The organism is Arthrobacter sp. 1088, assembly GCF_031455315.1.
In the GTDB taxonomy this organism is placed as follows: Bacteria; Actinomycetota; Actinomycetes; order Actinomycetales; family Micrococcaceae; genus Arthrobacter.
The window spans coordinates 1-17,091 of record NZ_JAVDSM010000003.1 but is presented as its reverse complement, the minus strand read 5'-3'; the positions used below and the strand labels follow the sequence as shown (position 1 = coordinate 17,091).

General features: G+C 62.6%; 13 protein-coding genes and 1 rRNA gene. 4 read left to right on the top strand and 10 right to left on the bottom strand.

Features of this window, described 5'->3' with window-relative positions; all coding sequences use genetic code 11:
* Positions 1-5: 5 nt before the first annotated feature.
* Positions 6-1,235: an amidohydrolase family protein gene (locus tag J2Y41_RS05070; RefSeq protein ID WP_309926769.1), complete on the top strand. Its 1,230-nt coding sequence runs from the start codon at positions 6-8 to the stop codon at positions 1,233-1,235.
* Positions 1,236-1,317: 82 nt separating this feature from the next.
* Here J2Y41_RS05070 and J2Y41_RS05065 read toward each other — a convergent pair whose 3' ends face one another.
* The 7 genes from J2Y41_RS05065 to J2Y41_RS05035 form a co-directional block, all read right to left on the bottom strand.
* Complete coding sequence (locus J2Y41_RS05065; protein WP_396133461.1) at positions 1,318-1,830, bottom strand: pyridoxamine 5'-phosphate oxidase family protein; 513 nt, start codon at positions 1,828-1,830, stop codon at positions 1,318-1,320.
* A gap of 35 nt (positions 1,831-1,865) precedes the next feature.
* The gene (locus J2Y41_RS05060; RefSeq protein WP_309926765.1) at positions 1,866-3,230 is read right to left on the bottom strand and encodes an MFS transporter; all 1,365 of its coding nucleotides are present in this window, start codon (positions 3,228-3,230) and stop codon (positions 1,866-1,868) included.
* 448 nt (positions 3,231-3,678) lie between these two features.
* Complete coding sequence (locus J2Y41_RS05055) at positions 3,679-5,136, bottom strand: FAD-binding protein (RefSeq protein ID WP_309926763.1); 1,458 nt, start codon at positions 5,134-5,136, stop codon at positions 3,679-3,681.
* 92 nt (positions 5,137-5,228) lie between these two features.
* A complete protein-coding gene (locus J2Y41_RS05050; protein ID WP_309926759.1) occupies positions 5,229-7,148 on the bottom strand; it encodes a glycoside hydrolase family 13 protein in 1,920 nt (639 codons plus the stop codon).
* Positions 7,149-7,150: 2 nt separating this feature from the next.
* Entirely contained in the window at positions 7,151-8,089 is a 939-nt protein-coding gene (locus tag J2Y41_RS05045; protein WP_309926757.1) for a sugar ABC transporter permease, read from the bottom strand.
* Positions 8,089-9,792 carry an ABC transporter permease subunit gene (locus J2Y41_RS05040; protein WP_309926755.1) on the bottom strand — a complete coding sequence of 568 codons (1,704 nt, stop codon included), beginning with the start codon at positions 9,790-9,792 and terminating at the stop codon, positions 8,089-8,091. The genes J2Y41_RS05045 and J2Y41_RS05040 overlap by 1 nt, the downstream gene beginning before the upstream one ends.
* 116 nt (positions 9,793-9,908) lie before the next feature.
* Positions 9,909-11,207 carry a maltose ABC transporter substrate-binding protein gene (locus tag J2Y41_RS05035; RefSeq protein WP_309926752.1) on the bottom strand — a complete coding sequence of 433 codons (1,299 nt, stop codon included), beginning with the start codon at positions 11,205-11,207 and terminating at the stop codon, positions 9,909-9,911.
* Between the two features lie 206 nt (positions 11,208-11,413).
* Here J2Y41_RS05035 and J2Y41_RS05030 point away from each other — a divergent pair, with 206 nt between their 5' ends.
* Together J2Y41_RS05030 and J2Y41_RS05025 are read left to right on the top strand one after the other, a co-directional pair.
* Positions 11,414-13,171, top strand: coding sequence for a glycoside hydrolase family 13 protein (locus J2Y41_RS05030; protein ID WP_309926749.1), 1,758 nt, complete (start codon positions 11,414-11,416; stop codon positions 13,169-13,171).
* 20 nt (positions 13,172-13,191) lie between these two features.
* The gene (locus J2Y41_RS05025; RefSeq protein WP_224094488.1) at positions 13,192-14,214 is read left to right on the top strand and encodes a LacI family DNA-binding transcriptional regulator; all 1,023 of its coding nucleotides are present in this window, start codon (positions 13,192-13,194) and stop codon (positions 14,212-14,214) included.
* 45 nt (positions 14,215-14,259) lie between these two features.
* On the opposite strand, the gene J2Y41_RS05020 is transcribed toward J2Y41_RS05025, so the two are convergent.
* Together J2Y41_RS05020 and J2Y41_RS05015 are read right to left on the bottom strand one after the other, a co-directional pair.
* A complete protein-coding gene (locus tag J2Y41_RS05020) occupies positions 14,260-14,808 on the bottom strand; it encodes a GNAT family N-acetyltransferase (protein ID WP_396133459.1) in 549 nt (182 codons plus the stop codon).
* Entirely contained in the window at positions 14,777-15,271 is a 495-nt protein-coding gene (locus J2Y41_RS05015; protein ID WP_224094486.1) for an SRPBCC domain-containing protein, read from the bottom strand. The genes J2Y41_RS05020 and J2Y41_RS05015 overlap by 32 nt, the downstream gene beginning before the upstream one ends.
* A gap of 252 nt (positions 15,272-15,523) precedes the next feature.
* Here J2Y41_RS05015 and J2Y41_RS05010 point away from each other — a divergent pair, with 252 nt between their 5' ends.
* A complete protein-coding gene (locus J2Y41_RS05010; RefSeq protein ID WP_309926741.1) occupies positions 15,524-16,579 on the top strand; it encodes a patatin-like phospholipase family protein in 1,056 nt (351 codons plus the stop codon).
* Between the two features lie 158 nt (positions 16,580-16,737).
* Here the strand turns inward: J2Y41_RS05010 and rrf are convergent.
* Positions 16,738-16,854, bottom strand: a 5S ribosomal RNA gene (gene rrf / locus J2Y41_RS05005).
* Positions 16,855-17,091 lie beyond the last annotated feature (237 nt).

Sequence of the window (17,091 nt, the reverse complement as noted above, 5' to 3'; positions counted from 1 at the left end):
AAACATTGAATACCCTGATCCGCGCCGTCCGTCCTTGGGGGAACGCGCTCAGCGACGTCACCCTTGCGGCGGGCGAAGCAGGCGGCAAGATCACCGCCGTCGAGCCCCATGACCCTGAGCGCGTCGTTCCAGATGGCGTGACCGTTGTGGAAGGCCGTGGACGCCTCCTGCTGCCGTCCTTCTCCGACGTCCACGTGCACCTGGACTCCACCCGGATCGGCCTGCCGTTCCGCGAGCACACCGGCGGTCCGGGTGTGTGGACCATGATGATGAACGACCGCCTCAACTGGCGCAACGCCGAAGTCCCCCTGCAGGACCGCGTCAATGACACCCTGGGCCGGATGATCGCCCGTGGCACTACGCGTGTTCGTTCTTATGCGCAGGTGGATGTGGACTGCCGGCTGGAGCGTTTCGACGCCGTTGCTGCTGCCAAGGAGAAGTTCGCGGGTCAGGCTTCCGTGGATATCATCGCGTTCCCGCAGGCCGGATTGTTGCTTGAAGACGGGACTGTGGAGCTCATGGAGGAGGCGCTGAAGGCGGGTGCCAACGTCATGGGTGGGATTGATCCGTGCACGTTGGACCGGGATCCGGCGAAACACCTGGACATCGTGTTCGGCCTGGCTGAGAAGTACCAGGTGCCAATCGACATCCACCTCCATGAGCCCGGCGAGCTGGGCGTCTTCAGCACCGACCTCGTGTTGGAACGCACGCGGGCGCTGGGTATGCAGGGCAAGGTCACCATGTCCCACGCCTACCAACTGGGCAGCGTCAACGAGGCCACCACGCGCAGGCTCATTGATGCCTTCGCGGAACTTGACGTATCCATGGTTTCGGTTGCCCCGGCTGCCGCAGGCCAACTGCCCATCCCGCTCCTGACAGAAGCCGGGGTGCGTTATGGATTGGGCGAGGACGGACAGCGGGACTACTGGTCCCCCTATGGCAACACGGACATGCTGGACCGCACCTGGCAGCTCGCATTCACCCATGGCTTCCGCAAGGACGAGTTAATCGAGCATTGCCTGGCGATCGCCACCATCGGTGGGGCGAGCATCCTTGACCCCAGCGCTACCAGGCTGAAGGACACTGCCCACCGTCCCGGCGTCGACGTCGGAGATCCGGCCGAGCTGCTTCTGGTGGACGGCGAGACCGTAGCTTCCACAGTCATGGACCGGGGCAAGGACCGCACGGTGATCCACGCCGGCAAGGTGGTGGCCGACCAACTGGAACTGCTCTAACTGCTGCGGAACCCGCTCGTGTCCGAACTCCCGACCCTACAACGGTCTGAGTGCGGACAGGAGCGGGTTCCGGCGTTAAGCGCTACTCGCCCCTGGCTGTGGGCGCATCATCCAGCGGCGTCCACCAGGTTGCAGGAGGCGTCACCTTGAAACGACGCCCGGAGACGTCCGATGGAACAATGCGTATGAACTGGTCCTTTTGCCCGGCCTCCCATGGAAACAGCAGCAGGCCGATGGTATCCAGCACGTCCTGCGTCAGCTTCACGGCGGAAGCCTGCCCCTTGGCCACGACGCTCCAGGCCACTCCGGTTTGCGCATCGACACCGTCAGCCTCGATCGCAACAGGAGCGTCACCAAGGGCTGCATGAAGCTTGGTGCCCTCCCCTGTGCGGAAAACCATGGTCCCGTGGTCTACTTTGTAATTCACCGGAAAGATGTCCGGGTGGTTGTCCACCCACACGGCAAGCCGGCCCACTGAAACTCCGCGGAGGAGTTCCCAGCATTCGTTGGTCTCCAGGACTTCAGTGGCGGGAGTGTGGGGGGTGTTGTCGGCAGACGTTGAGTTGGTCATATCGCAGAGGATACGCCGGAGCATAGCCCGCCGACAGTGGTCGAACCCCGTCTAATGGACTATTCACCCCCGCGCGCGAGGGTGAATAGTCCGTTGGGGGATGCATTACGGCTTACCGGCTCAACATTCACTACGGGCCCACGTATGGCCAGGAAGCCTGCAGCGGCCAGAACCACCGCTTGGGCCGCGAGTGCCCAGAACGTCACTTCCCAGCCTCCGGTCCATGCATGGAGCAGCCCGGCGACGAGTGGACCGAGCGAGGCAAGGGCGAACCCCAGCCCTTGGCTCATGGCCGAGAGCTTTCCCGCTGTCTGCGGACCTGAGGAGCGGATCACTACCAAAGCCATCGCCAGGCCGAACCCGGCGCTCTGGACGACTCCCAGGATCCCCACCATCACGAACTGCAGGGCGGACGGCACCGCGAGGACTCCTAAAAGTGCCAGGGCAACCGCCAGTCCCAGGCCGGGTGCCATGATCCGCAGGATGGCAGGACGACCGGCCAGTACAGGAGCCAGCAGGCTCGCGGGGAGCCCCGCAAGGCTGAACCAGGCCAGCAACGCAGCAGCGTCCGCCGATGATAGCCCCTTGGAGACGAGATAGACCGCCAGCCATGACGTGATCGCGAAGTAGAGCATGGCCTGAAGTCCAAAGAAGGCCGTGACAGCCCAGGCTGTGCGCTGCTTACGCAGCGGTGTGACTTGCAGCGGCGTGACTTCCGACGGGCTGACTGGCGCCGGGATCCCAGGCGCCGAGATCCCAGGGAACGACGGCGCGCCCTGCGTCAGCGACGAAACGGCGCCTGCCGCTGACCCTGCTTTGCGAGTGGAGGCGCCTGCCGCCGTCGACCGTCTTCCGGAGCGTTGGATGAGGCATGCTCCCAACAGTGCCGGGACGGCCCACACCGCCAGCGCCCAGGCGAGGCTCCCCCCGAAGGCCTGGGCAAGGGGCTGGACCAAACCTGCGCCGAGCGCTGCTCCAAGCCCAAAGCCCATGGTGCAAAGTCCCGTCCACCAGCCGGAGCCGTGGTTCGCCTTGACGATCTGCGGAACCAGCACACTGGCCGTCATGATTGCCATGCCTGCAAGGAACGTGCCGGGCAGGAGGAGCAGGGGTACAAGGACCCTGACGATCAACGCGGCAGCGAGTACCAACAGTGCAAGCGCCACGGCAGGCCCTGTTCCAAACCGCCGCGCAAGCCACGGCCCAATCGGCCCGGAAACACCGAAGGCCAGCACCGGCAACGTACCCAAAACAGGGAGCATAGCGGGATCCAAGTGAAACGCCCCCGGAACCTGGTTCATCACACCGGCAATGGTGGTGATGGCAGGCCGAAGATTGACGGAGACCAGCACCAAAGCCAACAACACCAGGACACGGGACACCCGAGAACGCCGCCCACCCAGCCCCAAACGCTTCTCGCGCACGCAATTCTCCTCATAGCATCTTTGGTATACCAAACAAGACTACGAGGAGCGCGACTCAAAGTAAACCCGCCAATTACCGCCCGACGTATGCGACGCGAAAAAAGAGGAATCACTATTTGGAATACCAGTACCGAAAGAAGATGGGGTGGCAAAAAAGGACCGCAGGGCCGGAACGCGGCAGCGCGCGTGGCGAGCCGAACGAAAGGGCCGCAGGGCCGGAACGCAGCAGCGCGCGTGGCGAGCCGAACGAAAGGGCCGCAGGGCCGGAACGCGGCAGCGCCCGTGGCGAGCCGAACGAAAGGGCCGCAGGGCCGGAACGCGGCAGCGCGCGTCTAAGGGAGGAACGACCGAGCGCGCCGAGCGTTTCGGCCCTGCGGCCCGCTACCCCCGCCACACGGGCCTGACACCCGGCCCGTCGCACGGCCCACCACCGCCGGACGAAAGACCCCTAAATAGCCTTCCCCGGATTAAGAATCCCGGCAGGATCGAACAACTCCTTGATCCGCCGCTGCAGTTCCCGCACCGGCTCAGGTTGCTCCAGTCCGAGCCATCGGAGCTTGTACTGCCCCACGCCGTGCTCGCCGGTAATCGTGCCACCCATTTCGAGGCCGACCCGGATCGATTCATCAAGGGCAGCGTTGAGGCGTACCAGGGCGTCGGCGTCTGTGGCGGGGTCTACCCGGTCCATCCAGAACGTGGGGTGGAGGTTTCCGTCTCCAGCGTGGGCCACCACTTTGAGGCGGACCTGGAAGCGGTCGGCCATGGCTTCGAGTTCAGCCACGAAGTCCACCAGCCTGGAGCGTGGCACAGCGATGTCCTCGCCTACCCTGAATTCGTCGTCCATTTCCACGCCGCGGCTGTTGCGGCGTAGTTCGACGAGCATTTCGGCTTCTTCGCTGGCTTCGGTGGTGACGGTGGCTCCGCCTTCGGCGAGTACTTGCCGGACGACGTCGGCTTCCGCGGCTGCTCCAAAACCGTCTGTTTGGATCAGCAGCAGGGATTTTCCGCGGGTTTGCAGGTCTGAGCCGTTCATCTCATCGAGCTGGATGAGTGTTCCGTTGTCCAGGAGCTCCATGATGGCTGGCTGGACCCGGGCTTTTCCTACTGCCAGGACGCCTGCGGCGGCGCTGCGGAAGTCCTGGTAGAACGCGGCGATGGTGTGGACTTCGCGTGGCAGGTACCTCAGGCGGACCGTCACGCCCACGACGATTCCGAGTGTCCCTTCGGAGCCCACCAGGAGTGCCGTGAGGTCGTATCCGGCAACGCCCTTGAAGGTTTGGTGCCCGGTGTGGAGCAGTGAACCGTCGGCCAGGACAACGTCCAAGGCCAGCACAGAATCCCGTGTCACTCCGTATTTTGCACAGCGCAGTCCACCTGCGTTGGTGGCTACGTTGCCGCCGATGGTGGACATCTTGTAGCTGGCCGGATCCGGTGCATACATGAGTCCGTGTTCGGCGGCTGCGGCATTGAGTTCGGCGTTGATGACGCCAGGTTCGACGACGGCGGTCTCGTCGTCGGGGTTGAGGTCCAGGATGCGGTTCATTCGTTCCAGGCTGAGCACGATGCAGCCTTGGGTGGCGTGTGCGCCTCCCGAGACACCCGTTCCGGCACCACGCGCGACGATTGGCACCTGGTGGGCGGCGCAACTGCGAACGATATTTTGGACGTCTTCCACGGATTCGGCCCAGACGACGGCGAGCGGCAGGTGCCGTTCCAGCAATGGCCCTTGATCTACGGAATAGACCGTGCGGGTGGCTTCATCTTCGGCGATCTGGCCGGGCCGGAGTCCGCCGGCAAGGCTCTCCAAGAACGCGCGCTGCCTGGCACTGTGGCCGGCGTCCGTTTGCACGGCTTCCGGGCGGCCGACAGTGCGGCCTTTGATGCTTTCCTCTGTTGTTCCGGCCATAGCCGTTTCGTCCGACAAGGTGGTCCCTTCACACATGAGCTCCGCGGACACGCCAAATCGGCAGTCTTCGCAGAGTTTTCAGTGCTCCCAGTCTAATCAGCGCCACCCACCACCGTAGGAAGGCAGGTTCCGGGCAGGGACCAGATACCAGCAGAAATGCCGTCCGCGCATAGTAGTACGTCGCCCTCACTCCCCCGGCTCGTCGTGATGTTCCCAAAGCTGTGCAGGGGTGCGTCGGACAGCGATTCGAGTTGCAGCTTGGAAAGGACGGCCTTATCCAGGCAGACCCGGGCGGAGTCGCGGACGGCCATGACCAGGACTGCAGAATCGGTGGTCTCACGCACGAATACCACGGCGTCCGCCTCCGCATGAATCCAGCGCTGCCCGCCTTCGGTGAGTGCGGGCAGCCCACTCCTTAGCCGCCCCAGGGCCGAGTAGAAGGAACGCAGATCCTTGACGGGGTGGCGGCCGGATTTTCCTTCCTGCCAGCCCCACGGCATGGGCGTCCTGGAGTCCTCGCCGTTGAAGCCTTCAAGGCCAAACTCGTCTCCCGCGAACAGGACAGGAACGCCCGGCAGGGTGAAGGTGAGCAGAGCGCCAACTTCCTGGCCGCCGTCGAGCATTACTGTCGCTGCGCGTGCGGTGTCGTGTGTGTTGAGCGCATTCATCGTGTTATTTCGCACACCCCAGCTAAATCCCGCAGTGAGGTCCAGATGGGTGGCCAGGAAGGCTTCGGCCTCGATCTTGTTGGGTCCTGCCTGGGGCGAGCCGAAGAAGTTTACGTGCGGTGCATCCCCCGCAAGCCAGGACCACAGTGGCCGGGTGAGGTTGGAGTAGGTCATGGCACCGTGCCAGTGCTCACCCGTGAAGTCCGGCGCGGCGTCGGATGTGGACTCGGCCAACAAAGCTGCATCCGGATTGATCTCACGGACCCGCTCGGCGATGAGCCGGGCAACCTCGTGATTCAGATCCACGGAGCCAAGGCGTCCGGTCATATTGCCGACGTCTATCCTCCAGCCGTCCAGGTTGAAGGGCGGCTTGAGCCACCGGGCAACCACCGAATCCTCGTCCGTCACGAAACGCCGCCGGAGGGCGTCCGAAGACCAGTTAAGTTTCGGCAGCGACGGCACACCCCACCACGACTCGTAGGTCGAATGGTCCTCGCTGAAGTAGTAGTAACCCGCTTCCTCCGAGCCGGGATCGGCGAGAGCCTTCACGAACCAGTCGTGTGCATCGCCCGTGTGGTTGGCGGTAAGGTCACCCATCACACGAATGCCCCGGGAATGCGCCGCCTCCACCAACTCCACCAGCGCTTGGTTCCCGCCAAGGAGCGGGTCCACGGAGTTGAAGGTGGAGGCGTCGTAGCGGTGGTTGGAACGGGCCGGGAAGAAGGGCGTCAGGTAGAGAACGTCGATGCCCAGTTCCTGGAGATGGTCCAGTTTCCCCGTGATTCCGGGCAGGTCACCACCATAGAACTGAATGGGCGTTTCCCGCCCGGTAGCCACCACTGCTTCATCCCACGAGCTGCCCACAGCCCAGTCCGGGAGGGGGTGCGCATCGGCTTGGGCAGAGCGGGCGAAGCGGTCCGGAAACACCTGGTACATGGTGGACTGATGCAGCCACTGCGGTGCGGGGGCAAATGTGGTGAGGCGGAAGTCCGCTGAATCAGCAACGTCTCTGTTGAAAAGCCCGTGGGCGTTGAGGTTCCAATAGTCCCGCCCACTCGCGCTGCTGATCTCGATTTCCAGCAGGAACCGGTATTTCGCTACAGGATTGGCCACCAGCATCGCCGTTTCCCACCAGACCCAGCCATCGATGCTGCCGAGCCGGATCGCGGCGTCGTACCGCGGCTCGCCGTCCTGCACGGAACGGACCCAAACGCGGGACGCGGAACCCCACTCCTGCGGAACCCGCAGGCGAAGCCGAACAACCTCGTCCAAGGAAATCCGACCGGGAGCATGACTCGAAACATAAAGAGCGGATCCGTCGTGATGTGGAAGGGCAAGCGACATGGTCATCCTTTTACTGAGCCAGCGGTAAGGCCGCTGACGATGTACTTCTGCAGGAAGAGGAACAGCGCCATGACCGGGATAGCCGCGATGACGGCGCCAGCGGCGAAGACGCCCCAATTCTCCGAACGCTGCTGTGCCACGTAGGAATAGAGCCCGACGGCGAGTGTCTGGCTATCAGGATCGGTCAGAACAACGCTGGCGATCACGAATTCACTTGAGATACCGATGAATGCCAGGAGTCCAACAACCGCCAGGATGGGAGTGACCAGGCGCAGGATGATGCCGAAGAAGATCTGGACATGGCTGGCACCATCGATCTTGGCAGCTTCGTCCAGGGACTGCGGGACCGTGTTGAAAAAGCCGTACATGAGGTACGTGTTCACGCCCAGGGCGCCACCGAGGTACACCATAATGAGCCCCAGTTGGCTGCCAAGGCCCAGGGCGGGGATCACCTGCGAGATGCCGCTGAGGAGGAGGAAGATCGCGACGACGGCCAGCAGTTGCGGGAACATCTGCAGCAGGAGCAGGGTCAACAGTCCCACACGTCGGCCTTTGAAGCGCATACGGGAGAACGCGTACGCGGCCATCGCCCCCAGGAAGACCGTGGCGGCGGAAGTAACCAGGCCCACCAGCAGGGTATTGAGGAACCAGCGGCCGAAGGGACGGCTTGGATCGCTGAAGAGCGCAGTGAAGTTGCCGGTATCGAATCTGGAGAACAGACCGTTGGAGCCTACCAAGGTGCCGTTGGAGTCCAGTGCCGCCGACAAAACATAGAGCAGCGGGAACACGGCGAAGATGGTGGTGACGATACCGACAGCGTGCCGCCAGCCCTTGTCTTTGAACCAAACCCCAAAGGGACGCCGCTTTGGCGCCGGCGATGCGGGACCGCCGTCGTGCGCATGTTCAATGGTGGGGAGTGTGCGTACCTGTGCCTCGCTCATTAGTTCACGTCCTCGAGTGCTTTGGTCTGCTTGAAGCTAATGGCCGAAATCGTGGCCACGATGATGAAGATGATGATGGCGAGCGCGCTTGCCAGTCCGTAGTCGCGCCCTGTGCCTTGGCCGAACGCCACCTTGTAGACCAGAGTGATCAGGATGTCCGTGGCTCCGATATCGCGATCGGTGTCTGCAAAGCGCGGGCCGCCACCGGTCAACATGTAAATGACATTGAAGTTGTTGAAGTTGAACGCAAAGGAGGAGATCAGCAGCGGTGCCACCGAGACCAGCAGCAGCGGCAGCTTGATGGAGCGGAACACTCGCCATGGGGATGCTCCATCCATGCGGGCAGCCTCGTCAATTTCTGTTGGCAAGGATTGGAGTGCCCCGGTGCATACCAGGAACATGTACGGGAATCCGAGCCACACATTGACCACCAGCACGCTGATCTTTGCCAGGACAGGGTCCGTGAGCCAGCCAATGTTCGCCCCGCCCAGCAGTGTCTGGTTGAGCCACCCGAACTCGGGGTTGAGGATGCCCGCCCACACCAATCCAGACAGGAATGCCGGGAATGCGTAGGGCAAAATCATCAGGATCCGGTAAACCTTTTTGCCGCGCAGATCCTCACGGTTGAAGGTGATGGCCAGGAACAGCCCCATGGCGAACGTCAAGGCAACGGAGGCTACGGAGAAGGTGAAAGTCCAAAGAATGACGCCCAGGAGTGGACCGCGGAGGCTCGGATCGGTGAAGGCGCGGGCGAAGTTCTCCATGCCTACGTCGATCTTCCAGCCGGTGGCCAACGTCTCTCCGTCAGCGTCCGCGAAGGCGCCCTTGCCGTTGTCGCGGTAGGCTGTGCCGGTCTCGCTGTCAGTGAAGGTATCGGTGGCGGCGTCGTAGCTCAGCGCCGGCTTGAACTGGTAGGCGGTGCTGCCGTCGGCGGTGCGCAGGGTTCCATCAGCGGGGTCCTCCGAGACGGGAACGGTAGTCTTCAGGATTTCCTGCTGGTTGGCCACGATCTCCTGGAATTTCAGTGTTTCGTAACCGGGAAGGGAGTTGGCCTTGCCGGTGGCATCCTTTCCCGCCCCGGAGACGTCAGTGAGCGGCGCCTCCGTGCTGCCTATCTGAGCTTTGCCGGAGGGGTCCGTAAACAAGAGGTAGAACGTATCCCCCTTGGTCAGCACGGCCGCCTTGTATGCGGGCGAATCCGGGACGCGCTTCTGGGCAGTCAGCTGGATGGCCGCGATGGCGTCTTCCTTGGTGCTGTTATGCCCGTCGCCATAGTTGGTGAAGGCGATATACCCGCTGAAGAACACCACCAGGACCTGGAACACCAGCAGGAACAGCACACCAGGAGCCAGATACTTCGCCGGAAGCCCGCCCCTGCGCAAATAGATCCAGTTAATCGCCAGGACCACCAGCGAGGAGATAGCGAGCGCGGCCCATGATTGGCTCAGGAACAGCATCATCAGCACGTACACGGCAAAGGCATCCACCACGCCCAACAGGACGATCTTTAGGATGGTGCCCTTGATGGAGTCGGGGCCCCGGCGGCTGTTCCCTATTTTCCGGCGTGCAGTGTTCCGGCGGGCAGCGTTCCGGCGGGCAGCCTTCTGGTGTGCAGCCTTCTGGTGGGGAGCACCGCGAGGCGGCTGCACCGGCGTCGTACTGGCTGGACTGGCTGGCAGTTCGTGGAGATCTGGCTCTGGCATCTTTGATCCTTGGAGTAAAGCAGTTTGCGGCTGGCATGGGCCGGACGGTGGGTCCGGGGTCGGACGGCGGGCACCGTCCGACCCCGGGCAGACCGGTGGAATCACCGGTTGCGGCGTCAGCCGCCGATCTTGGACTTGATGCTCGCGGCCATCTTGGTCCACGCTTCAGCGGGATCGCCCTGGCCCTTGATGATGGCCAGTTCCGTGGCGCCCCAGTCAGCCCAGACGGCGCTCATTTCGGGGATGGCCGGCATTGGCACGCCGGTGGCGCCTATCTTGCCGAAGGCCTCCACTACGGGATCGCTGGCTGCCTTCTCAAAGGATGCCTTGAGCGCCGGCGGGCGACCGCCGGCCGTGTACATGGAGTCCTGGGCGGACTCTGAGGTGAGGTAGTTGGTGACGAACTCATTGGTGGCCAGGGCGTTGGCACTCTTGGCGCTGATGAAGAAGCCGTTGACGCCGATGAATGGCTGCGCTGCCTCGCCACCGGCCGTGGGCAGCTCATCAACTGCGAACTTGATGCCCTTCTTCTGAACATCCGGCACGTTCCACGGGCCCGTCAGGAAGTAAGGAGATTCTCCGGCAAGGAACTTCTCCTTGGCGATGTCGCCCGTGATGTTGGAGTTGATGATTTTCTCGCCGGCATCGCCCCAAGCGGCCAGCTTCCTGGCGAATTCGACGCCGGCAGCGTCACCAATGAGCAGCTGCTTGGCATCGTAACCGCCGTCGGCGTTCTTACCGAAAACCTGCGAACCCATGGATGACTGCAGCGGGTACAGGTGGTACGGATCGCCCTGTTTGGGATCCATGCCCACCAGGAACGGGAACGTGGCTTTGCCTTCTGCAACGGCCTTCTTGCCGTTGGCCACTACCTCATCCAAGGTGCTCGCCTTGCTGTCCACGATGCTGGTGTTGCGCAGGAGGGCAATATTCTCGATCGCGTACGGTACGCCATAGACGGCGCCGTTGTAGGTCATGGCCTTGATGGACGAATCCTGGAACTGGCTGGCTTTGTCGCCCAGTTCCACCGGTGCGATCACACCATTTTGAACAAACTTTCCAATCCAGTCATGCGGTCCAACGATCAGATCCGGGCCTTGGCCGGTAGGAACCTGAGTGATGAAGTCATCGCGGACGGCAGCGAAATCCTTCACTACGAGCTTGACTTCGATGCCGGTGTCGGACTTGAACTTTTCGGTGATGTCCTTCAACGCCGGCGACCGTTCGGCGTCCACCCACATGGTGATGGTGCCGGCGCCGGCTGCCTTGAGGTCCTGCTTCGTGGCTTCCGAGCTGGGAGCGGTGGAGGCGCTGCCGCCACAGGCGCTCAGGGCCAGGGCTGCGACCACGGAGATCGCGCCGGTAGCGAAAACGCGGCGGGTGGTCTGAGTCGCGAGGGTGTTGTGCACCTTCATTGGTGTCCCTTTCCTTATGTGCTTCGACGGCGGGGCTCTTCGCCCAGAGGCAACGTCGGTGATGTGGCTCACAACTGCAAGCGCTTCCAAACAGTACATGTCAAAACGATGATTGGTAAACCCTGCCACCAAACATTGCTGTCATGGAAGGATAATTTTGACTGAAAGCGTTTCCAATCTGATGTCTGGTCTTCTACGATGTGTTCATGTCTGTTGATTCATTGCTTCCAGTTGAGGCGTCCGCGCCCTCTGCAGCTTTCACTGCATTGACCCCCGTCCACGAGGCCTCCCGGGCCCACGGATGGTGGCGCTCCGCAGTCATTTACCAGATCTATCCGCGATCCTTCCGGGACCTCAATGGCGACGGAATCGGTGACCTCGCCGGTATCACCCGCGAACTCTCCCAGCTCGCCGAACTGGGCGTTGATGCCGTCTGGCTCTCGCCCTTCTACCGCTCACCGCAGCGGGACGCAGGTTATGACGTCAGCGACTATTGCGATGTCGATCCGCTGTTCGGCAGCCTCGCGGACTTCGATGCCCTCATCTACGAAGCCAACCGCCTGCACCTGCGGGTCATTGCAGATCTTGTTCCCAACCACTGCTCCGACCAACACGCCGCCTTCCAAGCCGCACTCGCGGCTCCGGCCAACAGCCGCGAGCGGGACATGTTTATCTTCCGGGACGGCCAAGGACCTGACGGAAACGAACCTCCCAACAACTGGCAGTCCCATTTTGGCGGCCCCGCCTGGACCCGGATCATGGAACCGGATGGCCAGCCCGGACAGTGGTACCTGCACCTCTTTGATTCCTCCCAGCCGGATTTCAACTGGGACAACGATGCCGTGCACGCCGAGTTTGAGCGGGTCCTCCGCTTCTGGCTGGACCGCGGCATTTCCGGTTTCAGGGTTGACGTGGCCCACGCGCTGGTTAAGGCCGCCGGCCTGCCCAACTGGGGCGGACGCGCGGATGGCAACAGCTCCGATGGCTACCCCGGCCACGATGCCCCCATGTTCGGCCAGCCCGCCTTGCACGATATCTACCGGCGCTGGCGCTCCATCCTGGAGGAATACGGCCCCGACCGGATCCTCTGCGCCGAAGCCAACGTCGATCCCCTTCCACGGCTGGCACAGTGGGTCCGGCCCGACGAAATGCACCAGGCCTTCAACTTCCCGTACCTGCACGCCGGCCTGGACGTGAACCGCCTGCGCCACATCATCACCGATTCGCTGGTCTCACTGGACGCGGTTGGCGCTCCCAGCACATGGGTGCTGTCCAACCACGACGTCGTCCGGCACGCCTCGCGCTTCGGTTACGAGGGTCCCGGTCCCCGCGACGGCGACGGCATCGGTCCCGACGACGTACAGCCCAATGAAGAACTCGGACGACGCCGGGCTGCCGCGGCCACCATGTTCATGCTCGGCCTCCCCGGTGCTGCCTACCTGTACCAAGGGGAAGAGCTTGGGCTGCCTGACTCCACAAGCATTCCCGGAAGCATGCGTCAGGACCCAACCTTCGCCCGGACCGGCGGAGAAAGGATAGGCCGGGACGGCTGCCGCGTACCGTTGCCCTGGCGTTCGTCGGAGTTGCATGCCGGTTTCGGCGATGGCCAGGAACCCTGGCTGCCGCAACCAGAGTCCTGGGCCGCCTTGGCGAGGGACAAGCAACAGGAGGATCCGGCGTCGCACCTTAGCCTTTACCGGGAAATGCTCGCCGAACGCGCCGAACGTCGGCTGGGCCAGGGTTCCCTGGCATGGGTGGAGGACTACTGCACCGACTCCTCGCTCGCCTACCTCAACGGCGACATCCTGGTGATCATGAATGTGGGTAACCAGCCCCTGCCGCTTCCCGACGGCAAGGTAATACTTCGCAGTTCGGCAGCAGCCGGCGCCCATCCCGTGGGCTCCAATCTGCAGGGCACCGATCTACTAAGCTCGGGGGAGAGCATCTGGCTCACAACCAGCTAACTTTCCCACCGAGGAGCAGCATGACCGGCATCAAGGACGTAGCCGAGAGATCGGGACTCTCCGTTGCCACGGTTTCACGCGCGCTCAGTGGCAAAGGCAACGTCTCCCCCGCCAGCCGGGAACGGGCACGTGCAGCCGCAGCCGAGCTTGGCTTCGTGCTCTCCTATCACGCCTCGAGCCTGGCTTCCGGCCGCACCCACAACGTTGGCCTGGTGGTGCCCTCGGTCCACCGCTGGTTCTATTCAGCGGTGATCGAGGGTGCCTCCGCGGCGCTCCTGAGTGCCGGATACGACCTCACGCTCTACAACATCGGGGAAGACCCTCAACACCGGCACAGTGTGTTCAACGACTTCCTGCTGCGCAAGCGCGTGGACGCGGTCATTGCAGTCTCCCTGGAGCTCAGCGAGGACGAGATGCAGCAGCTCCTCGCCGTGCACCGGCCGATCGTTGGAATCGGCGGCCCCCTTCCGGGGGCGTCCACCATCCGGATCGATGATTCCGCGATTGCACAGCAAGCCACCAACCACCTGATCGGCCTGGGTCACACCAAGATCGCCCACATGACCGGCGAAGAAGCATACGAGCAGGACTTCCAGCTTCCCGGGACACGGCGCGGTGGTTTCGAGAAAGCAATGAACGACGCCGGCTGCCAGGTTCGGCCCGAATGGATCGTTTCCGCCGACTTCACTATCGAAGGCGCTTACGCCGCTGCCCGACAATTGCTGGGAGGCGCACCAGAGCGACCAACAGCGGTGTTCGCGGCATCAGACGAGATGGCCATCGGCACCATTCTTGCTGCGCGTGACTTCGGCCTGCGGATTCCAGAGGACCTCTCGGTCATCGGCATCGACGGACACGACCTCGGCAAGGTCATGGGCCTCACCACCATCGACCAGGACGCGAAGGGGCAAGGAGCACTGGCCGTGCGCACCTTACTGGGCGCCATCAACAATGGCCTGGTCCTTGAACCGTCCGATACTGAACACCCCACCAGGCTCGTGGTTCGTTCGAGCACGGCCGTGCCCAGGAGCGACGCTACCTAGGCTGGCGCTCATCCCGGGAACCGGGGCTCCCGCCTCAACCAACGGCTACTGCTCCAGGACCTTTTCCATGACCAGTTCCCGTTTGGACGTGTCCTGCGGATACGGCCGACTGTCCCCTGTGGTGTTGAAACCGTGCCGCCGGTAGAAAGCCAGCGCCCGCGTATTGTCCTCGTGGACGCCCAACTCCAAGACCTTGGCACCCAAATCGACCCGGGCAGCCTCGCACGCCGCGTGAAGGAGCTCATCAGCCAACCCCAGACCTCGATGTTCGGGGGCAACGTAGACACTTATCAGCATGGCCTGAAGGGGCTTCTGCGGGTCTTGAGGATGTTTCACGACAACCCTCATCAGTGCACAGAACGGACTTCCATCCGCGCCGCCGTCAGCCACCAACGTCACGCTGGAATCGCCGGCCATGGCGGCAGTCCGCTCCTGCCACTGCGCATCCGTTTGCCGTCGCGCTGCCTCCAGGCTTTCGACATAAGCCATGGGCGTGTCCGTCAGCATTTCCAGCCGGACTTTCTTCAGGAGTGACCAATCCTCAGCACGAAGTCGCCTGACCCTAGGCAACTGTCCCGCCCATGAACCGTACATAGCGTTCCAGGACGCGAGGCCAACCTTCCGCATACGATGCCCGGCTGGCAGCAGGATCCTCTGCACCTTCCCAACCGTCATGAACCAACCGCACCTCCGTGCCACCCTCAACCGCCCTGAACGAGACCCTCAATTCCGTGGACCAGAGGGGCGTGCTCGCCGGATACCAGCTTGCATGGAAGGACAACGGCGGCTGCCAGTCATCGATGGTTCCCCAAACCGAAGTGCGCCCGTCCTCGGCCGTCTCCAGGATCAGGTTCTCCTCGAATTCCACGTGTGATCCCGCGCCGAACACACTCTCCTCCTCAAGCGGCCACCACAGATGGGGATGGTCCGTAAAACCCAAAAAGGCATGTGAAACGCTGGTTGGCACCACCACTGTCACCACCAGGGGTTCGAGGTCGTTGGTGTCCTGTGACGAGGGCTCAGGCTCCGGCTCGGGATGACTGAAAATACTGTCCATGACCACCAACTCTACCGGGGCCGAAACGCGCATTTCCCCCGGCAACCATGTCCACCCCGGCTGCTGGAGCATGGCTTTGTTGCGCAGCTTGTCAGCGCGGTGTTAGAGTCCCGTTGATCGTGATCTATCAACAGGAGGTGAGACCCATGAACGCAGTATCCGAAATGGGTGCTCCCCCGCAGGACACGATCTCGCGACTCAGCTAGTCGCCAACGGGAGCGCCACAGAGGCAATTCGCGAAAGGCGACTCCCATGAACACAACACCTTTTTCAACCCTGCCCGGCACCTCGACCACCACTTCCGGGCAGCCACGGTCTGCCCAGGACCAGCCGCGGGAAACACCCGCCACGATTCCCGGGCAAACAGCCGGACGAGCGCTGGTGCTTGGTGGCGGTGGATCCACGGGCAATGCGTGGCTGATCGGCGTCATCGCAGGAATGTTCGATGCCGGCTTGGATGTGACCACGGCCGACTTGACGGTGGGCACATCGGCTGGCTCCACCGCAGCGGCACAGATAGCTGGCGCGAGCCCGTCGGAACTGTATGCAGCTATCCTTGCCGAGCCACCCCAGCCACGGCCGCCGCAGTCCGGTCCAGCACAGCCCAGTCCAGTACAGTCCGGTCCAGCACAGTCCGGTCCAGCACAATCCAGTCCAGTCCGGTCCGGTCCAGTGCGGCGTGTGGTGGATCAATTGGAACGAACACAAAAGATCATTGAGGCGTCGAAGGATCCTGCCGATATGCGTCGCAAGATGGGCGCTGCAGCGCTCGAGCTGCCTGCTAGTGCGGACGAATCAAGGCAAAGACAGTGGCGTGCAACAGTTGCCTCCCGACTCCCAAGTTTGCAATGGCCCCAGCGAACAGTGCTCATCACTGCCGTGGACGCCGTAACGGGTCAGCCGGTCCAGTTCGATCGTCACAGCGGAGTGGAACTGGTGGATGCTGTAGCCGCCAGTTGCGCCAGTGGGTTCGCCTACAGCATCGGTGACAGCCGATACATTGACGGCGGTTACCGATCCAACGCCGAGAATGCGGACCTGGCTTCGGTATACGCACGCGTCCTGGTGCTGTCACCATTTGGGGGCAGAACACGGACTCCGCTGGAGTGGGGCATGCATCTCGCCGCGCAGGTCGACGAATTACGTGCCGGCGGCAGCCGGGTCGAAACAATCTTCCCGGAGGGCAGCTCCGAGCACATGTTCGGAGCCAATGCAATGGACCTGTCGTTACGTCCGGCAGCTGCGCATGCCGGTTACGACCAAGGCCGAACACTGGCGGAGCAACTCGATGGGTTCTGGAACGTCTAAACACGGGGCATAGCTAAACACGGGTTAAATGGGTCAAGCCCCGGCTGTGGTGGTCGGGGCTTGTCTTGTGTTGGTCTGCTTTTTCTCGTTTGAATGCAGTCGCTTGAATGCGGGAGACCCCCAACCCTGTGTGGGTTGGGGGTCTCTACCTAATGTTTGTCCGGCGGTGTCCTACTCTCCCACACCCTCCCGGGTGCAGTACCATCGGCGCTGTGGGTCTTAGCTTCCGGGTTCGGAATGGGACCGGGCGTTTCCCCCACGCTATGACCGCCGTAACCTTGTTACCCGTCCCGCGCACCGTTTCGGGTGTGGGGTGGGAAGACTGTGTGGTTACAACTGTGGTGTTGTGTATTTAGTTGTTGGTTCCTGGAACGGTTGTTGTTCGGGAACCACATAGTGGACGCGTGCAGTGTGTTATGTGTGGTGTAAGTTGTTGGCCTATTAGTACCGGTCAGCTTCACGAGTCTTTGGTCCTCGCTTCCACATCCGGCCTATCAACCCAGTGGTCTGGC

Coding starts and splice junctions, on each gene's coding strand:
- J2Y41_RS05065 (WP_396133461.1), bottom strand. CDS start 1,830: ATGCTCCGGCGTATCCTCTGCGATATGACCAACTCAACGTCTGCCGAC.
- J2Y41_RS05055 (WP_309926763.1), bottom strand. CDS start 5,136: ATGGCCGGAACAACAGAGGAAAGCATCAAAGGCCGCACTGTCGGCCGC.
- J2Y41_RS05050 (WP_309926759.1), bottom strand. CDS start 7,148: ATGTCGCTTGCCCTTCCACATCACGACGGATCCGCTCTTTATGTTTCG.
- J2Y41_RS05045 (WP_309926757.1), bottom strand. CDS start 8,089: ATGAGCGAGGCACAGGTACGCACACTCCCCACCATTGAACATGCGCAC.
- J2Y41_RS05040 (WP_309926755.1), bottom strand. CDS start 9,792: ATGCCAGAGCCAGATCTCCACGAACTGCCAGCCAGTCCAGCCAGTACG.
- J2Y41_RS05035 (WP_309926752.1), bottom strand. CDS start 11,207: ATGAAGGTGCACAACACCCTCGCGACTCAGACCACCCGCCGCGTTTTC.
- J2Y41_RS05030 (WP_309926749.1), top strand. CDS start 11,414: ATGTCTGTTGATTCATTGCTTCCAGTTGAGGCGTCCGCGCCCTCTGCA.
- J2Y41_RS05025 (WP_224094488.1), top strand. CDS start 13,192: ATGACCGGCATCAAGGACGTAGCCGAGAGATCGGGACTCTCCGTTGCC.
- J2Y41_RS05020 (WP_396133459.1), bottom strand. CDS start 14,808: ATGTACGGTTCATGGGCGGGACAGTTGCCTAGGGTCAGGCGACTTCGT.
- J2Y41_RS05015 (WP_224094486.1), bottom strand. CDS start 15,271: ATGGACAGTATTTTCAGTCATCCCGAGCCGGAGCCTGAGCCCTCGTCA.
- J2Y41_RS05010 (WP_309926741.1), top strand. CDS start 15,524: ATGAACACAACACCTTTTTCAACCCTGCCCGGCACCTCGACCACCACT.